Below are 20062 nucleotides of genomic sequence, written 5' to 3' on the forward strand. Positions count from 1 at the left end.
CAAACGTTTATACTATATAGCAACAAGCAACTTATGGGAGGTTTGGAAGTGGATCATAAAAAGGCCATAACGACTTTGATAACTAGTATGTTATTCATCAGTTCTAGTGGAGGTTTAGTAGCTGCCGCAAGTACACCAGCTAACTCAGGTAAACCTGCTACAAATAACAGCGCAACAACAAAGAAGCAACAGACAACAACCACGAACAAAGTCGTACATACCTTGGCTAAGGTACCTGCGGTTAAAGTGACCGCACGGAGTACCGTGAAATTAACCGACGTTAATATCTTGTCGCAAGACGACGGGAATACGGTGACGTATACACTGACGTATAAAAATAATGACAGCACACCGATGATGATGCTCGATTATTGGAGCAAAGTGAAAACAAAAGGTGGAACAAGCTTTTCTCCGAAACTGATCGCCAAGGATCAGGAGAAAAAGACGGTATCACCGGGTTCCACGGTGGATCTCACATACGTTATGAAGGTTGGACGTGAAGTGAAATTAAGTGATCTGAACTTCCTGATTGTAAAATGGGATTTCAGTAAACCAAATTATGAAAGTACGTTGGGGAAATTCAATGTTCCCACCTCATATAGCATCACTACACCTGTAGGCAAAACGAAGACGGTTCGTCTGAGTGATTCGGCCGTCAAGGTTAAAGTCTCTGGGATTAAAGTGTATCCAGGTGAGAATAAGAAGCAATACGTCAAAGTCGGCGTGAACCTGAATAATATCAGTTACAAACTGTTGGATAATCCAAACATTAAGTGGATTCTACGTACACCGGGTGGTACGAATTATCCGTTGACCCCGGATAAGGATAGTACAAGTGTGAGTATTCAGGCACAGGCCAACAAAACGTTAAATTTAATGGCATCATTGCCTACAGCGTTGAAACTGGAGAAATCAGAATTACTGCTAGTGGAAGAACAAGGTGAAGAGAAGACTGCTCTACCGGTAGCTGCGCTACAGCTTCCTGAAGCTAGTCAAACCAATGTAAATGTAGCAGCGAATCAACCGAACATTATCTCGATTGATGGACAACCTGTATCGACTCTTCTGGAATCTGCTCGTGTCCGTGATGAGGATGAAGAGTTTGATCTAACGATGCAGTGGGTCATTAAGAACCAAGGGAAAAAAGAAGTTAAGGTTCCCAAATACGCATTAGAGATCCGTACAGAAGATGGTACTTCCTATCCGATCGAGACGAAAGCGCTAGATGATCTGAAGTTGAAACCAGGTGCGACTAAAACGATCAAGCTGATCACTACGATTCAAGGAGATGGGGATACTAGCAAGATCAAACTATATGCCATGACACCGACGACAAAGGATGACAGTAGTAAGGAAGGTGAAACATCTGGTGGAGGCACGAGTGGCTTTGAGTTCTCCTATCCGGTTGGCATCTATGCTATTCCTGAATCTGTAACAAGTGGAGATGGACTTACGACAGAGACAGTAATTAAGAATAGTAAAGGTACATTCGGTGTGTCCGTAGGCTCATTACAACGTCTCCCGTGGACAGACAGTGATATTATTGCTGCCAAGGTCACCATCCGTAATGCATCAGCGAAAACGGTCCAATTGCCTGAGCTGGAAGCGATGTTCACAATCGATTCCGCTAGAATTGATGGAGATACGAAGCTGATTAGCGCGCAAGGTGGCAAGTTGCTCGGTTCGGGGATGGTCATGGAAGCTTATCTCCTGACGAAGATTCCATCTGAACTTAACATGAGCCGTTTGGAATTAACTTTGCTGGAGAAAGTAAGTGAGGAAGAAAAGAATGATTGGATTACCCTTAGCACGTCTGGTCTAATTCAGCCTCTCTCTTATGTAGGCGAAAGGAAGACTTATACTCAAGGAACTGCAGATAAAGAAACAGAGCTGGGCATACGCAGAACATATGTATATCCGGGATCTTCGTCCGATATTGTATACACCGAATTCGAGATGACGAATAAGTCTCTGCGTCAGAGTGGCCTTGCGAAGTTGGTAGGATACTACAAAACAGCAGATGGTCAATATTACAAAGCAACAGCTAAACAGGCAAACCGTGTACCGGGACCAGGTCAAAAGAGTATTGTGACGTTCTGGGCTAAAGTGCCGAAAAGTGTAAAAACATTATCTGATATGCGTCTGATTGTAGGTGAAGGCGTTGCTGACAACAAGTTTGTCACCGGTGAAGGCGAGGCGACGGCTTATGTTAATGCCATGTCATTTGAGGTGCAACCGAAATCATTATCTGTTCTATCATCTCTGAATGACATAGACTTGTATCCGTTCAAATTCTCGGGCAGCAATATCAAAGCTTACCTTACAGGTGGAACGGCAGTACAGATCGAGATGATCTACTCCTTAACACAGGAGGAAGCTGTGGATAGTGGAGAGTATGGACACAAGCTTGTTTTATCTCTAACCGATGGGTCAGGAAAAGTGTTTGATAAAGAGATCACACCAGGAACCGATCTGAAGACAGGCATTAACCAGACGCTCAACTGGAGTATTGATGACACCGTATTTGACAAAATACGTGGTGGCTCATATCGCGTAGCCTTGTATGATGTGTTTGAAGGTCAACGCCTACGCCTTGCAGAACAAGGTTATAGTTACGATGTGTCCAAACTGCCAAAAGAAGAACCGATCATCCCAGAGTTCCCGGAAGAGGGTTCTAATAATCCCAATAATAATCGGTAATTTGTACGAAAATTAAGATATTTTAAAGCTAAGACCTCGCTTCCACATCTGCGGAAGCGAGGTTTTGCTTGTCGCATGTCTATTTTTTCTCTATAGTTAAAGTTAATAGATTACCAGAGGAGGAAAATGATTCACATGAAACCTTATATGAAAGTATCCCTCGCTGCGCTCGCCATTGGTGTTGGCGTGTGGGTTGGGTCGGTATACAGCAATACAGCCATCGGTGCAGGTACAAGCCAGCCAGGAACAGCAGATGATCCGGTTGTAACAAAGAGTTATGTAGATCAACAGATCCAACAGGCTTTGGGCGGTAAGATCCCGACTGGAGGAGGTAGTACCAATACGGGAACAGACAGCAATGCAGGAAATGGTAACAACACCGGCTCTGCAGGAACCGGGAACTCAGGTAGCACAGGTGGAGACACATCCCTTCCTCCACTGGTCTCGGGCGCTTCTGAAGCCGTTGAGATCGTAACCGTGAAGCCGGGTCAACAGCTGATCGGCAAGTCTGGCGCGGAGTTCATTGTACGTAGTGGTAAAGCTGTGATCGTCAGTGAAGGTACGAATGGTGTAGCGGATCTGACGGATGGGATTGACCTGACGAATGGACAGGCAGCGCCGACTAATCACCTGCTTTCTTTTCCAAGGGATGGACGGGGAATCACGGTATTGGAAGGAAACAAATACAGCTTAACCGTAATGGTTCGCGGTGGATATACTCTGAAATAGGATTTGTAGCTGTTAAAGGAATTATTCATTCGTCATCCATTTCATTTGCTCAGATTAACCAGTTCTAACAATCATTAATACGGCTAGCCAGTCTTGTTCCTGCTCACTCTATAACTGTTGACAATCAATTAATGGAGGTGCAGGAACCATGGCTAGAAGCAATCGCAAAGTGGTACCCGAAAGTCGTCAAATGCTGGATCAAATGAAGTATGAGATTGCTGCAGAGTTTGGTCTCAATGTGGGGTATGGTGGCAGAAGGTTGGCTGGTGCGGATACAGAATTTGGATCTGAACTGGGTGAAGTGAGTGATCATTCTTATGGGCAATACAAAGGGTGGGGACATCTGACTTCCCGCGAGAATGGATCGGTTGGTGGAGAGATCACCAAAAGGCTAATTCGTCAGGCAGAGCAGCACTTATAGGGCTTTTTCCTTACCCCAATTCGTTTGACACATCTTGACAAATACGTTAAGATGGCATTTGAGGTATGCAACCTTTTCCACTAGGGAAAGGTTGATTTTCGTTTGAGGCAATTACCTGAAAAATCCTTATCTTCGGTACTGCGGACTCTGCGTCCTTATTCCATTTTGGAAAGCTTCGAGGGTACAGTGAACGAATCGCTGTCATGTTTTGTTCGGGCAATCGCCATACTACTAGTTATGGGAGGTTGAAACTTCATGTCTGTTAAAGGCCGGCATCTATTTACATCGGAGTCTGTAACTGAAGGACATCCGGATAAAATCTGCGATCAGATCTCAGACGCCGTATTGGACGCGTTTCTTGCAAACGACCCCAATGCTCGTGTAGCTTGCGAAGTTTCCGTAGCCACAGGCTTAGTGCTTGTCATCGGTGAAATCAGTTCAGCTTCTGAATACGTGGATATCCCGTCCATCGTTCGTAATACAATTAAGGATATTGGCTACACACGTGCCAAGTTCGGTTTTGATTATAACACTTGTGCAGTTCTGACTTCTCTGAATGAGCAGTCTGCTGATATTGCCCAAGGCGTTAACGCAGCGCTTGAGAACCGTGACCCGGAACAAGTCGCTCGTGAAACAGAAAACATTGGTGCAGGTGACCAAGGTCTGATGTTCGGTTTTGCAACGAACGAAACACCGGAACTCATGCCTTTGCCAATCGCACTGTCCCACCGTATCGCACGCCGTCTGGCGGAAGTGCGTAAGAACGGTACATTGGAATATCTTCGTCCGGATGGTAAAACGCAAGTAACGATTGAATACGACGGTGACAAGCCGGTACGTGTGGATACCATCGTTGTGTCTACTCAGCACGCTGAAGAGACTACACTGGAACAGATCCAAAAAGACATCAAAGAACATGTCATCTTGCCTGTCGTTCCAGCGGAATTGCTGGATGAGCAGACTAAATATTTCATCAACCCAACAGGACGTTTCGTTATTGGCGGACCTCAGGGAGATGCAGGCCTTACTGGACGTAAAATCATCGTAGATACTTACGGCGGTTATGCACGTCACGGCGGTGGTGCGTTCTCTGGTAAAGATCCGACAAAAGTAGACCGCTCCGCAGCATATGCGGCTCGTTACGTAGCGAAAAACCTTGTAGCTGCAGGACTTGCAGACAAAGTGGAAATCCAGCTTGCTTACGCGATTGGTGTAGCCAACCCAGTATCGATCAACGTGGATACATACGGAACTGGCAAAGTCAGCGAAGAGAAATTGGTTGAGCTTGTGCGCAACAACTTCGATCTTCGTCCGGCTGGCATCATCCGTATGCTGGATCTGCGTCGCCCAATCTACAAACAAACCGCTGCTTACGGTCACTTCGGCCGTACAGACCTGGATGTACCTTGGGAGCAAGTGGACAAAGTAGACCTTTTGAAAACTCAAGCAGGTCTGTAAATTAGGTGCAATAGTAATGGAGCCCTTGATTCCGATAAGGAATTAAGGGCTTTTTTGTGCTTCCATCGATTTTACTGCTTGTCATGGACAAAGGAAAAATTATGGAATAAATACCCAAATAACTAAATGAAATCCCTTCTCTAACCGAAATACATAATGAGGTCTGTACATCAGACAAGAGAAGAAATTCAGATAAGGGGGAAGATCAGTGAAATTGAACAGAATTGCCAAAAAAGGCATGCTCGGAATCTTGATCGTTATGCTGACGGCTCAAGGTTGGCTTACGGGTTGGAGTGGAGTAGAGCAGGAAGTATATGCTGCACACGCATTAAGTGCAAATGGAATAACGAACACTGTTCCTGCCGTGAAAGGAACGAATGTCGACAGCACAATACCATTCGTTATTGATTTTGATAAACCTGTTCAGAAGGCACCAGGTACACAAAGTTCAATCTTGATTAAGCGTTTGGATGACAATACAACGATGGGTTCGGTGCTGGTATCCAGTGAACAAGTCGTGATTGATCCCACACCACCGATTACAGACCCAACGACACCGGATGCGGGAGACAGTACGCCTGCGCCAGCTACTGGCCTACGAGTGACGATTACACTGGGCAAGGACAAGGTTCTACCGGGAGCAACATACTACGTAGAGATAGATAATAAATCATTTGTTTACGCGGACAATACTCCATTTCCAGGACTGACTAACAAAGAGTGGACCTTCAGTACGCTGGGACTAGGCTCAACTTCCCTTGTGAGTAGAGTTCCTGATAACGCAGCAATGGTATCCCCTTCAACCAAGGTAGTGATGACATTCGATAAGCCGGTAAACGCAGGTAGAGGCAATCTCATTATTTATCAGGGAAAAGTTGGCGGTACTGTATTTGAGCAGATTCCAGTAAACGCAGGAACACCTCGAATTACAGGTTTTGGAACCAATACGATTACGATCGTTCCCACGAATAACTGGAACAACAACACTACATATTACATCGTAATGCCAGAAGGTTATTTGCGGGATAGCAATGAGAATGATATCAGTGCAATTAGTGGGAATGTTTGGGGATTCAATGTCATATCCGATCCGACGTCCCTCATGGTATCTACTGTATCTCCCGCAAACGGTACTACCAATGCACCCTTAACGGGAAATTTAACAGTTACGTTCAACAAAGAACTTGATCCGAAGTACATTCAGAATGTAACGCTCAAAAAATCAAATGGAGCAACCGTTGCATCCAAGACAGTCATGAATAGTGCAAACAATAGACAATTGCTTATCACACCAACGACTGCATTGGATAGCAACACAAATTATGTGGTGGATATTCCAGCCAATACGTTTCGTGATAAAGCAGGAAATACATTTACAGGTCTGAATGGGTCTACATCATGGGCCTTTAAAACATTAAGTGCAGATACAACTGCACCTGTGTTGAAGAATGCTAAGATGCATAGCAATAACACCATTCGCCTGACGTATGATGAGTGGCTGTACAGCACTAATTCGCTGAGTAGTACGTATGCTGTAACTGTAAATGGGGAAAAGAGAAATGTCAGCTCCACTTATATTTCGGGTGACAGTGTATATGTTGTCTTGGATACGGGTGTAGCGGTAGGACAGGTTGTGCGGATCGCATATGCACCCGGTACTACAGGTAATCGTCTTACAGATCAATCTTCCAATGCTGCGGCTGCTTTTGGCGCAAGAGATGTGGAGAACGGTTTAGATTCTGTCATGTCCAAGCCGCGAGAAGGTAACGTGTATTACAGTACAATTACGTTGTACTACCCTGAGACGGTATATATCACTTCAAGTGATGCAGCAAGACAATTCAGTGTAACTGCGGATCAGTATGCTGTAGGCATCAATAGCATATCAATCAATGGTAGTTCTGTGGTGACATTGAATCTTAGTCGATCGATTACGGATGGTGAAGTCGTTCGGGTTGCATACACGCCAGGTTCATGGCCTGTAAAAGATACACGTGGACAGGCTCTTGCTGGATTCAGCGGCTTCTATGTCCGCAATTCAATTGATACCAAACCACCTGAGTTTAAGAGTGCTGAGGTGAGTGGTAACAAGTTATGGATGCGTTACAATGAACCACTGAACATGACGAATAAACCGCTCAACAGCCAATATTCTGTTCTGGTCGATGGCAAGCCAGTCTTCGTTAATGATTCCGAGATCGAAAATGATCTGGTCACGTTAACGCTGGCTTCAGGGGTGAAGGATACACAAAATATATCGCTATCATATGTACCTGGAGCATTGCGATTAACGGACCTGAACAATAACCCAGCAGGATATCTCAATCTGACTCCAGTAACGTACACTTATGGAAATGGCAAAATCCTTTCGGCTACGCTTCAGGGAGACACGGTTCAAATTAATTTCCGTGATTCAATCCAGTCCCAGGCTGCACTAACAGCATCTCAGTTCAGTGTAGTGATTGGTAATTCAACCACAACTGTATTGTCTGCTTCAGCTTCTGGCTCTGTGGTGACGTTGAAAGTGGATACTTCAACAGTAACATCGACAACTACTCAGATGGGAACGGTGAGTTATGTACCTGGGGCTGTGCCGTTACGAGATGCGTCGAATGTCACGATAACAGCATTTGGTCCACTTACGTTGCAACAGACGAATAATAGTTCGAACAATAATCAGTCGGGAGATCGTCCTTCCTGGCTGTCGGAATTGGATGCATCTAGCTATGGTCAGCCTTTACTTGTCATGAATAATACTACGGCATCTGCTGTATCTGCGATGTCCCACTATAATCGACCGACTCGTCAATTCAACGTGGATGCAACCAAGTTGATTCAGTCCTTTGAATACGCTGGAGCAAACGGGAAATTGACTCAGCCGGTGGTATTCGAGATTCCGGACAGTGAATCGGCTGCGTATGTTGGATTCCCATTAAATGCACTGACTCAGATTGCTGCAAGTTATCGCACAGGCAGTATTGGTGTGAAATATGGCGATCTTCTCTGGACGGTGCCACTGTCTAATTTAGATATGGCGGCTATGAGTCGGAGTGTAGGAACGTCAAACACAAGTACTACGACAGGAGCAGCGATTCCATCCTTATACGTTCAGTTAGAGACGGTACCTGTGTCTTCATCGGGGACGATGGAAGGCTTGATTGCAGGTGCAGGAGCACAGAAACTTGCGAATTATACGGACGTATATTTGTATGCCGGTAATGGAACAAGCGATCAACGTGTAGATCAGAATGTCAAAAGCCAACTGGTTATGCAATTGGCTGCCAATACCCCAAGTGTAACATCCGGTTTTACGTATATCGATCCAGTTACATTTAGGTTATCCAATGTACCTAGTTCCTTTAAAAATACGACAGGTGGTGTAGTTGTCCGAGGACAGCTGAATGGCAATCAGTCGGTAGTCCCTGTTAACAACATCGTTAGTTATCCGGATACAGCGTCACACTGGGCTAGTGAGGTCATTAAGGAGCTCTCTGCCAAATGGATTATTAACACACCGAGTGGTACCTTCTACCGACCGAATGAGAACATTACACGTGCGGAATTTGCTGAATTGGTCGCTAGAGGTCTTGGACTGAATGGAGAACCTACCGCAGCAAGTCGTTTTCAGGATGTACGTAGCGGTAGTGTGACAAGTGCCTATATCGGTGCTGCAGCTGAGGCGGGCATCATTACTGGAAATACCGATGGTACGTTTAAGCCGGATCGCCCCATCACGCGTGAGCAGATGGCACTAATGATGGTACGTGCGATGAACTACGGTGGGAAAACAGTCTCTCTTCAATCTTCGGCTACCACCACCCTATCCAAGTTCAAGGACAGTAACAAAATCCAGTCCAAGGATTCTGTTGCCAAAGCGGTGCAGGAGGGAATCATTCAAGGCATGACAGCCAGAACATTCGAACCTCAGGGAAATGCAACTCGTGCACAGGCAGCAGTCATGTTAAAACGAGTTTTGGACAAGTTAGGATATCTATAGTAGTAAGTAGTTCTTTTATCTTATTGAAGCGAAATCGATCAGGGGAATATGTTCAACTGGTTGGTTTCGCTTTTTTATATTATAAAATATAAATTTCATGGATAGAGGGTGTGAATTTGTTTAAAAAAATGCTAGTAATTTTTCTTGTTCTGGGGTTAATATCCCTACCATCACTGGCTTATGCTCAAAATAATAAAGAATCCATACAACTGTACGTTAATGAAAAACCTACTGACATTAAACTGATGACAAAATCAGGGACGGTGTATGTTCCATTTCGAGAGTTTATTCAACTAATGGGGTACCAAGCGGATTACTCCGTGGTAGATCGAGAGATTTCAGTTAAGATCGGGAAATCAAAATTTATCTTTCTACCGGACGATGGTTATATTAGTGGATCGGGAGATTACTACGAATTACAAAGGCCAGGTATTCAGATTGATGGAAAATTCTTTTTACCTATCCGTTATGCCGCCTGGTTAACCAAGCACTCGGTTAAGTATGATCAAAAGTCGAATACGGCGTGGATGGTGCAGTATGGGTATGGTCAAGAGAAAGAGATACTTGATTTGATAACAACATATGATAGAGCTTTCACTGTAAAACTACTTGCTTCAGATCATATGCAAAGATCCTATCTGACGGATAGTAAGATTACACTCCCAGAGAGTGAAATTCCGGATCGAATTTACAGTATCGATATAACAAGCATTACATATGAATCTGCGAACCAGGCATTATTGTATGTTACATATATCCATAATAATCAGGTAATGGACGACCAACATGAGATCGTGTTCCGAATTAAGAAGGAAAATAATATGTGGAAAATTCTTCAGTCGGGGTATCTGTCCAGTTATACCAGTCTTCCAGAAGATATTGATAGATCTGCTGATAAAATAAAGGAGAATTTTAAAGAAGAGCAACAAAGCGTATTGTCAGATCTGAGGGCATATTATGAAGCCTTGAATCAGGAAGATTATGATTTAACATATAAATATACTTCGCCATATAAGATTGCGCAAAGAAATGCAGATGCTCTTGCTGACTGGATGACTTGGGAGAAAAGTAAAAAGGCTTCTTTTGAATATGAAGATGCTACGTACCGTATGTCCAACGAACGTGTTGTGTTTCTTGGGAAGAAGCAAGCCGTTGTCCATGCTACGTTGCAATGGAGTAGTATTTCAGAGAAGATAGAGCAGCATAGTTCTGAGTATAACGCATTAATCTATCTGGATTATGCGAATGGGCACTGGAATTATAGTGATGAATTTAACATGGATGCTAACTACGAGGAAACCAATAGAGAGTTTCCCGAAATGTTTTTTCCAGAATTAGAATAGGATTCAACATAAATCATTATTCAGGTAGAACCCAGGTACGCAGTTAATGCCGTGCCTGGGTTTCTTTTTGCCAAGAATACCCTCAAAGTTAGCTGGGGGCGTAACTTTTTCCACAAAAAGCAGTCTATTAATAGAAGAGTATACTAGAGATCTCGCTATCAGCTGCCTACTTGGCAGTGTTCGTGATGTCTAAGATTGATATACAAGATGGGAGAGACGTTTCAGACATGCTGGGGAAACATGGGAAACAGCTGGAAGACGTTAAGGGCAGTAAGGTGAAGAAATGGGCAATTGTGACGCTGGCGGGTGTGATCTGGATTGCACCAGTGATGAGCGCAGGCGGGCAGATGTGGTCGGGTACTTCATGGCAATCGGTGGCCGCAGCGGCATCTACGAATACAAGCAAGTTGAGTGAGGAAATTCTGACTTCGGGTGCGAAGCTCATGAAATACAGTTATACAACAACACGTTCCGGTTCCAAGGTCAACGTACTGGCGGATGTGATCCAGGTGGATCTGCAGAACCCGTATGTGAAGCTGGATGTGATGACAGGCAAAGGCGGTAATCTGAACAGCAAACAGAGCACAGGTGCAATGGCTAAGGAAAATGGTGCAGTAGCTGCTGTGAATGGCGATTACTTCAATGTTTCCGGGGAACTCGCTCCCATTGGTGGACAGGTCTCCGATGGCGTGCTGATCTCCACACCTTCTGAGCTGTCAGGTATGTATGCCCTCACGGTGACCAAGGATGGCAAACCGATGATCGACGAGTATTCTTTTGATGGGACCGTGAGGGCACAGGATGGTTCAACCTTTGCTTTGCGTGGGATAAATAAAGAGGATTACACGGTAGAGTCGGGTGCGGTGAAATATAGTCATGCCAACTCGATGTATATTTATACACCGGCATGGACATCCACCAAACGTCCAAATGACCCTTCCACAACGCCGACAGAGGTTCTCGTGCAGAATGGAGTAATCACCCAAATCTCGGATAAAAAAGCGTTAAACATGACGGTGCCGAAGGATGGGTACATTTTGCGTGCGCATGGAACAGCGGCGACATGGATCATGAGCCATCTATCCGTGGGACAGACCTTGGATGCGGATTACAAACTAAAAGGTAAAACAACCGGGCAATCGGTCGATCCAAGTAATCTGGAAATGATGATTGGCGGTCACACCATTTTGGTGAACGGTGGAAAGGCAGCTTCCTTTTCCCGTGATATCGCATCTTCCGGCATTGGTGGCATTCGTGCAAGAACGGCAGTAGGATACTCCCAGGATGGTCGGTATGTCTACATCATCGCCGCGGAGAAAAACAGTAACAGCAGCGGAATGTCGCTGACGGAACTGCAATCCTTTATGACCAGTGTGGGTGTCTGGAAAGGCATGAACCTGGACGGAGGCGGCTCCACAACCATGGTAACACGTCCGTTGGGTGAGCAAACCGCTGGTCTGACGTTCAACACAGAGTATGGCACCGAGCAACGTCAGGTTGTAAACACGCTAGGTGTGTTCTCTACGGCTCCTGTAGGTAAACTGAAGGGCTTTGCCGTGAGTGGCAGCCAAACGTTGCTGGTGGGACAAGAGGGCAAGTACACAGCCAAAGGATACGACACCTACTACAACCCGATCGCAACAGGCGATATCAGCATGTCCTGGAAGTCCAGCAACAACAGTATCGTGAGTGTCAGCAACGGAACGATCAAAGGCGTGAAGCCGGGTACAGCCACCCTGACAGCTACGAGCAATGGAGCTTCATCGTCCATTAAAGTATCGGTACTGGGTGGAAGTGAATTGTCTTCTCTGACAGCAGGATCGGGTCTTGGTTCGCTCAAAGCGGGCACAACGATATCGATTCCGGTGACGGCAACGACGAAGAACGGACAAAGTGTAACGGTTCCGGCAGACTCGCTGACATGGGAATTTATCGGGTTCAAAGGTAAAGTTACGGCTGACCAATTAACCGTATCTTCCGTCAATTCTGGTGCACAAGTGGGATATGCCATTGGTCGTTATGATGGTTACAGTACAGTCGTAGTACTCTCGGCTTCTGCAAGCGAAACGATCTGGGAGAACTTCGAAAATGTGAATTATCCGATCAACTTCACGACGAACGCAGCGGGTGTAACTGGTTCGGCGACCGTTACAGCAGGAACTGGTGAGAAAGCTGGCTCCAATGTACTGCAACTCGGTTATGATATGACAGCTGGAGCAGGCAAAATGTACGCTTATGCACAACTGAATGGCTCTACCGGCAGAGAGGTATCTGCTGCAGCTACATCGATGTCGATGGATGTTATGGGTGATAAAAGCCTGAACTGGCTGCGTGCCGAATTCACGGATGCCAATGGCAAAACGGTATATGCCGATCTCGCCAAGGCGATTGACTGGAACGGGTGGAAGAAGCTGAGCGTGGACCTGAACGGACTGAACATCGCCTATCCAGCGAAATTGAAGCGGGTCTATGTAGTAAATGTGGAAGAAGGTCAGGATGAGCGTGCGAAATCAGGTACGGTTGCTTTTGACAACATCGCATTCACGATGCCTTCCAAGTCCAGTGAAGTCGGATTGCCTACGGGAACAGCTTCGCTTGTGCTTGGACAGAAATCGATGACGGTGAACGGAACGAAAAAAGCGATTGATGCAGCACCGGTTCTGAAAAATGGTACGACGTATGTGCCAATCAAACATGTTTTGGACGCTTTTGGTGGTCAGGCAAGCTGGGATAGCAAAAATCAGCGGATCACGGTATTACGTGGTGGCAAGCTGATTGATCTGGTTGTAGGGCAGAAAGAATTCATCCTGAATGGTAAAAGACAGAGCGCAACTGTTGCACCATACGTAACGGGTGGCAGGACTTTAGTCCCACTTAGACTCGTTTCCGAGCAACTTGGTCTGACTGTAAAATGGGAACAGAAAACGAAGACCGTTACCATCTCATCGTGATATGGTATGATATATACCGGAAACGATAGAAATGGAGTCGAACAAACGTGGATTTACAAGCCGATGCCATAGACCGCGTCATTAAAAACGCCATACAAGTCATGGAAAACAGCAAATATCAAATGTTCGAAATTATGGACGCAACTCGCGATGAGCTGAAAACACTCAACGAGGAGTTAAAGTCGGTGCTGAAGGAAACGGCGGAAACGATCGAGAAAGTAGATCAATTGGAGCTGAACTACCGCCGTTCCCGGATCCGGCTGACTGAGGTTAGCCGCGACTTTGTCCGTTATTCCGAGCATGATATCAAGCAGGCGTATGAGAAAGCAACACAGCTGCAGCTGGATCTGATGATTTATCGTGAGAAGGAAATGTATCTGAAGGCCCGTCGGGATGATCTGCAGAAGCGTGCCAAAAATGTGGAAGCTTCTGTGGAGCGTGCCGAGACCATCGGTTCGCAGATGGGTGTTGTACTCGAATACCTGTCAGGTGAACTGGGTCAAGTGACCCGGATCATCGAATCTGCCAAAAATCGACAAATGATTGGTTTGAAAATAATTTTGGCCCAGGAAGAAGAGCGGAAACGTATTGCTCGTGAAATTCATGACGGGCCTGCCCAGATGCTCGCCAATCTAGTGCTTAGGACGGAAATTGTAGAAAGAATGCTCATTAAGCAGGATTTTAAGATGGTCCAGGCCGAAATAGTAGATTTGAAAGGCCAGGTTCGTTCCAGTCTTGAAGAAATGAGAAAAGTTATTTTCAATCTGCGTCCTATGGCACTGGATGATCTGGGACTGATTCCAACGCTTCGGAAGTACGTGCAGGATTTTGAGGTAAAAACGAAAATCCGGTCGCTTTTTGAAACAAGAGGTAAGGAACACCGTTTATCTTCCGCGATGGAGGCAGCGATCTACCGCCTCGTGCAGGAAGGTCTGTCGAATGCTGCAAAGCATGCTTATCCCACTTATGTTGTAGTGGAAATTACATACCAGGCTCAGCTCGTCAAAATTGTCGTTCAGGACAATGGGCTTGGGTTCAAACCGGAGCTTCTTGCGAAGAAAAGCAAGGATCATACCCACTTCGGTCTGATTGGGATGAGAGAACGGGTTGAACTGTTAGAAGGAAGAATAGAGATTGAGTCCGGAGAAAATCAAGGAACCAAAATAGTGATTCATATCCCGACAAACGTGGATAAGGGAAAGGAGTAGCAGGATGATGGAAAACCGTGATACTGGTAAAGCATCGATTAAAGTTCTTTTGGCTGATGATCATCAGCTGTTCCGTGAGGGACTGAAACGCATTTTAAATATGGAGGACGACATTGAGGTCATCGGCGAATGCGGCGATGGAATTCAAGTGCTCGAATTCTGCAATCAGGATAAACCTGATATCGTATTGATGGACATTAACATGCCGATCGAAAACGGGGTTGAGGCAACGGAGAAACTGCGTGAGCTGTTCCCTGATGTCAAAGTCATTATCTTGTCCATTCATGATGATGAAAGTTATGTATTTGAGACGCTCCGTAAAGGGGCTAACGGATATTTGCTGAAGGATATGGAGGCAGAGTCTCTGATCAATGCGATTCGTTCCGTGCATGAAGGACATGCGTTCATACATCCGAAAGTAACAGGCAAACTGATCATGCAGCTGCGTCGTATGACGTATCTTAATGAAACAGGGGCAATGAGTGAAGGAGCTTCGAAGGAAGCAGGCGTTAAATTTGTCGCTGGCGACAATAACCCGCTTACACGTCGTGAGGCTGAAGTACTTCGCTTGATGGCAGAAGGTAAGAGCAACAAAATGATTGGTGAATTCCTGTTCATCAGTGAAAAAACAGTAAAAAACCATGTCAGCAGTATTCTGCAGAAGATGGAAGTGGACGACCGTACGCAAGCTGTTATCAATTCGATCAAATATGGTTGGGTTACGCTCTAATAGCCTATATTTTCATAAAGCAGTATTTTTATCGGAAGTCAGTCCATTGGTTGATTCAACCTAGATGAAGTATAGATTGGTGTTCACTCGCGCCCTTTCCAGAATGTTGGATTGGTCTGCGGGTTAATGGACTTTATCACTGCAAATGAGCAAAGTGTAAGGTTGTGCGGAACATATGTTCAAGCTTAGGCGTGAATGAATGACCTGGCCTGTCTTTCTTCGTCCGGTGTCGATCAGCGTGGCATATGAGTGATAGGAAATGCAAGTGTAACCCTTCAGGAAGTACAGCATATACTTGTTGTATACAGGGATGTTCGCCATGGGTGAGCATGACCTTCCGAGGAGGTGCAGTTGCCATGGTTGCTCATCTGACTATGATTCTGCTCATATACTTCCTGGCGGCAATGGCCGTTCATGCCATGCACCAGCGCCATCTTTCCCGTCCGGAATCTGAAGGTTTCGAGCAGATTCTGCTCATCCCTTCCAATCAGGCAGGGCGGATCGAAGGCATTGTAAGAGAACTTTGCCAGGAATTATTATACCGTGGTAAGAGCTTCAGATTAACCGTTGTTGCTGATCGTACAGAAGCGGAAACGATTACGATTATTGAAAAGCTTATGCAAAGGCAAGGCATGGAGACATCTTATCTGGCTGCTGTCCCTGCTGATATTGAACGGGTAGCACAGACCGATCACACGTTTCGACTGATTGATTTGCGTGAGACAGAGCAATAAATCATCATGTGAACGGGAAATGGGATTAACATTTCACAGATCTACAGTGAAAAGATTACAGCAGAAGCTGTAGTCTTTTTTTGTAATTGTAGCCAAGTCTGCTTTTAAATTAAAAATGGGTTTTTATGCAATCTATGGTTATTGCCTGGGTATGGGGAGTTCTTGATTACTAAAATAAACTTTTCGAAGTCAGAACTCTTAATTTAAAAGTATAGACGATACAGATTGGAAAAAGTTTCGCAATTTTAAAGAAAGATTCTGGTTATTAGAAGAATTTGTGTGAGTGAGCCAGAGAGAAGAGATTAGGCTATAAGATGAAAGGTAGACTCTTCCATTATATTGACCTATGGTATATTAAACCATATAATTACTTAAAATGGATGTTGTGCGTGAGAGAAGTGTGTTTCTGGAAGGGGGTATCTTCTTGGGTATATTGGATAAGACGATCCGAACAGAATTTTTACATTACATAGAGGAAAGCAAAATCCTTCTTTATCATTTCGCAGAGAGATCAGGCATTAACTCTGGAACGCTAAGTAGAGTGATTAATGGTTCACAGCCTATATCGGTAAAAATTCTGGATACTATGACAGAATACATGGGATTGGAAGATGGGTACTTTTATGAACAGTATGTGAGTGAGTTGTTTGATGATTCTACGATGAACTGGCGACGACTGCGTCCGTTTATTATGCGCTGCGCTGAGCTTGGAAAAAACGATTGTATTGAACGAACTGTAGATTTAATGATGGAGAATCCTGCTTATATCCAACAACTGTTTGATTGTGCCGAATCATTAAACGCCGAAGGGAGCGCGGAAGCTGCACTAATTATATATCGTAAAGTGTGTGAAGGGGAGCGGTACCAGCATGCCGAACGATTGGCGATCTGCCAGTATCGAATATTCAAGCTCTCGATTAACCATGATCAGCAGAATAATCTGGAATGTGCTGTGCAATTCGATCCTTTTGTCGCTCGTCTTAACGAGTTGGAGCAACTGGATGCGCTGAAGGATCTGATGAATTTATATCTTTCATTGCGTCGTTGGGACAAAGCGGAGCAACTGGCTACACGAATGGGTAAACTGGCTAGGGTACAATATAAAATCAAACATCAACGGATACAACTGGGGAAGAGTTATCAGGAGCCTTCCAAACCTTTGTTTGGTTATATTTTATACTCGGATTTGATCATAGCATCAATATATGGAGAAAAGAATGAGTATCGGCAGGCGTTATACTACGTCTCATGCTATGAAAATCACGAGTGGATTATTGAGAATGATCTTGAGGCGGAGCTTACAAAGAGTCAGTTTCGGGAGTGGGCAACAGCAAATAGGTACCTCTTTGAAATAATGGCAGGAAGAATTGAGATTTTAGATGAGTATGTGGATTATTTATCTACCAAAGAAAATGAGATTCTACGTGGGTTGTTTAAGCTTATTAAGGCAGCACTAAATTATAATATGAATATGGATCATGTGTTGGAGCGCTTTAAGACCACCATATCATCATTTATGATCACACATGAGAAGGTGGGTTCTTATACCAATCAGATTATAGATGATCAGTTCGTGAATTTCTTGGCAGATGTAGCGGATTATTATCTAAACTCAGACCGGATTCGGGTTGGGATTCAATTTATACTGGATAGTTTGGCAATCTCAGCTAGAATTAATAATGATGCTTGTATGGTCAGAGGGTTCTGTACATTTGATTCCATTCGGCATTTAGCAACAAACGAAGAGCTTCATAAGTACACTACACTGCTGAAGGAGGTTCGAAAAGAGAGATGAAGATAAAATTCATAATCATTGCTACCATAATTACCATTACAACAATGGTGGTACCATTTAATACGTCTTCTGCTACGGAGAATGTGCCACCTGAAGTTCCAGAAATTTTGACGACTAATTCTCATGGTCAAGGTGGTTGGTAGATTTTATTATATAGATTATAGAGAGTTACCTGTGAGAGGATGTTCACATTTCATTTTCTTATAGGTTTTTTTGTATATCTGACATGAATCTTGGTTTTTACATAAAGGTTTACACTATTTCATAGAGGTGAGGATGCTATGAAATACGTTGTGAACAATCAGGAAAGCGAATTGGAACGTGAACGTGAAAGTTTACACGCGTTGGTTGCGATTTATGGTTTACAACATCCAATCGTGATTAAGCAATCCGAAATTTTGGATGAGTTGATTAATCGATATAATCGAATGTTTCACAGGCATCTCCAAACTAAGTAATACATAACAGGTTCCTGGATATTTCAGACCAACATAATTGAAGTAAACGTACATCGTAGAAAACATATAAGAGCCGGTTAATAGGTTGCTAAGAAAGTGGTACATGAGGAGAATGATCTAATGAGACAGCATTACAAAAAGAAAATGATGTTTTTGATAACAGTGATCTTGGTATTGAGTCTTACCTCAAGCAAAGTAATTGCAGAAGAAGATAAACACTCGGATACTCAGCGTGAAATTTCAAGTTGGATGGAACCCGGTTTCATCTTAGACAGAGATACGCTAAATGAGTATAAAGAAGATGAAGAAGTCCCTGATATATATGGTACGAAACCTGAAACGACGTTTACTTTTGAAGTGAACGGTCAGATTTTACAACCTGGCGAGTCGATCTATATTGAGACAGCTCCTGATCAGCAACCTATTATTCGAGTTGGTAAATAAGATGTTTCTGAATGGCAGAGTTTGTAGAGTATTGATTAGATTGATATAGTGATAAGTAGATTGATCATAAGAAGATGGAATATGGACATGAAGCACATGCTCCGGCGAACAGCCGGGTTGGCATGTGCTTTTTTTGCGTTCAGGAGAAAGTACGATGGGGGAGGAGAGTAAATGAAGGTTGCCTTATATGCGTGTCGCGTAGGGGAAGGATGGAGTATGGTGTTATCACTCGACATTCGAGTGGATGTGGCTTGGTGGCTGGAGGGAGGAAGTGGGCGACATGTGCTGCGCTGGTTGCTGTTAGACAAGGCGTTACCGTTAAGTCAGGCATCCTGGTTGGTTGAACATTTTGAGATGGAGCGAGGTATGGATCAGTGGGGTGAGCGCGAATGGCAGAGTTATCTTGCACGGAATCTGGATGTATATGAACTGGCCTCGGGGGAAGTTGAGGCGAGAAAAGGTATAGCGGGCACAGCGGCGAGTGTCGCTGCGTGCCGCATTCAGGTAGGCGGGATGCCAGAGCCGTTTCCCGCCGGGCAGTGGGCTCAGCTGGAGCGGGACGCGGCCCTGCTGGCTGAGCGGATCAGCGGCCGTCAACTACTGGCGGCCGAGGCGGAGGCGTTGCTGGCGGATACCGCCCAGCCGCCTGAGGAGTGGCGCGCGGCTGCGCAGCTCGCGCGCTTGCACGGACGGCTGAGTATCACAGCCGCCCTCCAAGGGCCTGCCACGCGCCGTCGGCACGCGTGGCTTGGACGCGCGCGGAGCGCGCCCCGCTGCCACCGCTGTGGCAGCGAAGCCAGGCAGCGCGTGCCCTGCGCTGCCTGCGGCCTGGCGGCGTGCGCCTACTGCGAGGCTTGCCTCGCGCTGGGGCGCAGCCGTGCTTGTGCGCTGCTGCTACGCAGTGCAGCGCAAGGGGCCGTGGGGGGGGGGGGGGGGGGGGGCGCGGGGGGGGGGGGGGGGGGGGGCCCGGGGGGGGGGGGGGGGGGGGGGGGGGGGGGGGGGGGGGGGGGGGGCGGCGGCGGGGGGGGGGGGGGGGGGGGGGGGGGGGGGGGGGGGGGGGGGGGGGGGGGGGGGGGGGGGGGGGGGGGGGGGGG

13 protein-coding genes are annotated in these 20062 nt (G+C 45.6%); all 13 read left to right on the forward strand.

Translation table 11 applies throughout. From position 1 onward, the window contains the following. Nucleotides 1-48: 48 nt before the first annotated feature. The 13 genes from FE296_RS18010 to FE296_RS18070 all read left to right on the forward strand — a co-directional run bounded on the left by FE296_RS18010 (nt 49) and on the right by FE296_RS18070 (nt 18968). Nucleotides 49-2700, forward strand: coding sequence for a hypothetical protein (locus FE296_RS18010; RefSeq protein ID WP_150365861.1), 2652 nt, complete (start codon nt 49-51; stop codon nt 2698-2700). Nucleotides 2701-2835: 135 nt separating this feature from the next. Further along, nucleotides 2836-3429, forward strand: a complete 594-nt coding sequence (locus FE296_RS18015; protein WP_150365862.1) for a hypothetical protein — start codon at nt 2836-2838, stop codon at nt 3427-3429. Nucleotides 3430-3577: 148 nt separating this feature from the next. Beyond that, nucleotides 3578-3850 carry an alpha/beta-type small acid-soluble spore protein gene (locus tag FE296_RS18020; protein WP_150365863.1) on the forward strand — a complete coding sequence of 91 codons (273 nt, stop codon included), beginning with the start codon at nt 3578-3580 and terminating at the stop codon, nt 3848-3850. 255 nt (nt 3851-4105) lie between these two features. Further along, nucleotides 4106-5308, forward strand: a complete 1203-nt coding sequence (metK, locus tag FE296_RS18025) for a methionine adenosyltransferase (RefSeq protein ID WP_105600112.1) — start codon at nt 4106-4108, stop codon at nt 5306-5308. 208 nt (nt 5309-5516) lie between these two features. After that, entirely contained in the window at nt 5517-9305 is a 3789-nt protein-coding gene (locus FE296_RS18030) for an S-layer homology domain-containing protein (RefSeq protein WP_150365864.1), read from the forward strand. Between the two features lie 116 nt (nt 9306-9421). After that, nucleotides 9422-10648: a stalk domain-containing protein gene (locus FE296_RS18035; protein ID WP_150365865.1), complete on the forward strand. Its 1227-nt coding sequence runs from the start codon at nt 9422-9424 to the stop codon at nt 10646-10648. A gap of 227 nt (nt 10649-10875) precedes the next feature. Next, complete coding sequence (locus FE296_RS18040; RefSeq protein ID WP_150365866.1) at nt 10876-13599, forward strand: stalk domain-containing protein; 2724 nt, start codon at nt 10876-10878, stop codon at nt 13597-13599. A 47-nt stretch (nt 13600-13646) separates the two neighbouring features. Beyond that, a complete protein-coding gene (locus FE296_RS18045; protein ID WP_074092506.1) occupies nt 13647-14807 on the forward strand; it encodes a sensor histidine kinase in 1161 nt (386 codons plus the stop codon). Nucleotides 14808-14814: 7 nt separating this feature from the next. Further along, a complete protein-coding gene (locus tag FE296_RS18050; protein WP_026081439.1) occupies nt 14815-15537 on the forward strand; it encodes a response regulator transcription factor in 723 nt (240 codons plus the stop codon). A gap of 356 nt (nt 15538-15893) precedes the next feature. Next, nucleotides 15894-16271 (forward strand): hypothetical protein, encoded by a 378-nt coding sequence (locus FE296_RS18055; RefSeq protein ID WP_150365867.1) that lies wholly within the window; start codon nt 15894-15896, stop codon nt 16269-16271. 424 nt (nt 16272-16695) lie between these two features. Then, nucleotides 16696-18066 (forward strand): helix-turn-helix domain-containing protein, encoded by a 1371-nt coding sequence (locus tag FE296_RS18060; RefSeq protein ID WP_150365868.1) that lies wholly within the window; start codon nt 16696-16698, stop codon nt 18064-18066. Nucleotides 18067-18347: 281 nt separating this feature from the next. Next, on the forward strand, nt 18348-18524 hold the full coding sequence (locus tag FE296_RS18065) for an aspartyl-phosphate phosphatase Spo0E family protein (protein ID WP_150365869.1): 177 nt from the start codon (nt 18348-18350) through the stop codon (nt 18522-18524). Nucleotides 18525-18644: 120 nt separating this feature from the next. Continuing rightward, on the forward strand, nt 18645-18968 hold the full coding sequence (locus tag FE296_RS18070) for a hypothetical protein (protein WP_150365870.1): 324 nt from the start codon (nt 18645-18647) through the stop codon (nt 18966-18968). The last annotated feature ends 1094 nt before the right edge of the window (nt 18969-20062 follow it).

The organism is Paenibacillus sp. UASWS1643, from assembly GCF_008693195.1.
Taxonomy (GTDB): Bacteria; Bacillota; Bacilli; order Paenibacillales; family Paenibacillaceae; genus Paenibacillus; species Paenibacillus amylolyticus_B.